Raw genomic sequence first — 1590 nt, 5'->3', positions numbered from 1 at the left:
ATATAGGGTGAGGCGTGATGCATAGCCGAATGAGGCGAAGTAGAGTGATCCCATGCTGCCGAGAAAAGCCTCTAGCGAGTGTCCGTGCGGCCCGTACCCCAAACCGACACAGGTGGTCAGGTAGAGAATACCGAGGCGTTCGGGTGAACTGTGGTCAAGGAACTCGGCAAAATGCCCCCGTAACTTCGGGAGAAGGGGGGCCGTTGGGTTTGAAGCCCTTCGCGGGCTAGGATCCGGCGGCCGCAGAGACCAGCGAGAAGCGACTGTTTACTAAAAACACAGGTCCGTGCGAAGTCGCAAGACGATGTATACGGACTGACGCCTGCCCGGTGCTGGAACGTTAAGAGGACGGGTTAGCTCTTCGGGGCGAAGCTCAGAATTTAAGCGCCAGTAAACGGCGGTGGTAACTATAACCATCCTAAGGTAGCGAAATTCCTTGTCGGGTAAGTTCCGACCTGCACGAATGGCGTAACGACTTCTCGACTGTCTCGACCACAGGCCCGGCGAAATTGCATTACGAGTAAAGATGCTCGTTACGCGCGGCAGGACGGAAAGACCCCGGGACCTTTACTATAGCTTGGTATTGGTGCTTGGTTCGGCTTGTGTAGGATAGGTGGGAGACTGTGAAGCGTTCACGCCAGTGGATGTGGAGTCATTGTTGAAATACCACTCTGGTCGTACTGAGTGTCTAACCTCGGACCGTGATCCGGTTCAGGGACAGTGCCTGGTGGGTAGTTTAACTGGGGCGGTTGCCTCCCAAAGGGTAACGGAGGCGCCCAAAGGTTCCCTCAGCCTGGTTGGCAATCAGGTGTTGAGTGCAAGTGCACAAGGGGGCTTGACTGTGAGACTGACAGGTCGAGCAGGGACGAAAGTCGGGACTAGTGATCCGGCACTGGCTGGTGGAAGCGGTGTCGCTCAACGGATAAAAGGTACCCCGGGGATAACAGGCTGATCTTGCCCAAGAGTCCATATCGACGGCATGGTTTGGCACCTCGATGTCGGCTCGTCGCATCCTGGGGCTGGAGTAGGTCCCAAGGGTTGGGCTGTTCGCCCATTAAAGCGGTACGCGAGCTGGGTTTAGAACGTCGTGAGACAGTTCGGTCCCTATCCGCCGCGCGCGTTGGAGACTTGAGGAAGGCTGTCCCTAGTACGAGAGGACCGGGACGGACGAACCTCTGGTGTGCCAGTTGTCCCGCCAGGGGCATGGCTGGTTGGCTACGTTCGGAAGGGATAACCGCTGAAGGCATCTAAGCGGGAAGCTCGTTCCAAGATGAGGTCTCCCTCCCCCTTCGAGGGGTTAAGGCCCCCAGCTAGACCACTGGGTTGATAGGCCGGAGATGGAAGCCTTGTAAGGGGTGGAGTCGACCGGTACTAATAGGCCGAGGGCTTACAACAAACATGCTACGCATCCACTGTACGGTATCTGAGACACCGACCACGATCTGATGGTGGTTGGATTGTTTCATAGTGTTACGGCGGTCATAGCGGTGGGGAAACGCCCGGTCCCATCCCGAACCCGGAAGCTAAGCCCACCAGCGCCGATGGTACTGCACTCGTGAGGGTGTGGGAGAGTAGGACGCCGCCGGACTT

The 1590-nt window shown here is 57.4% G+C and carries 2 rRNA genes; both read left to right on the top strand.

What is annotated here, in order from left to right:
* A 23S ribosomal RNA gene (locus C503_RS0137025) occupies positions 1 to 1396 on the top strand; the annotation flags it as partial.
* 75 nt (positions 1397 to 1471) lie between these two features.
* Positions 1472 to 1588: ribosomal RNA gene (gene rrf / locus C503_RS0137020) — 5S ribosomal RNA — on the top strand.
* The last annotated feature ends 2 nt before the right edge of the window (positions 1589 to 1590 follow it).

Source organism: Actinokineospora enzanensis DSM 44649 (assembly GCF_000374445.1).
GTDB lineage: Bacteria > Actinomycetota > Actinomycetes > Mycobacteriales > Pseudonocardiaceae > Actinokineospora > Actinokineospora enzanensis.
Note: the sequence above shows the minus strand (reverse complement) of the source record. Positions and strands in the feature narration are given on the sequence as shown.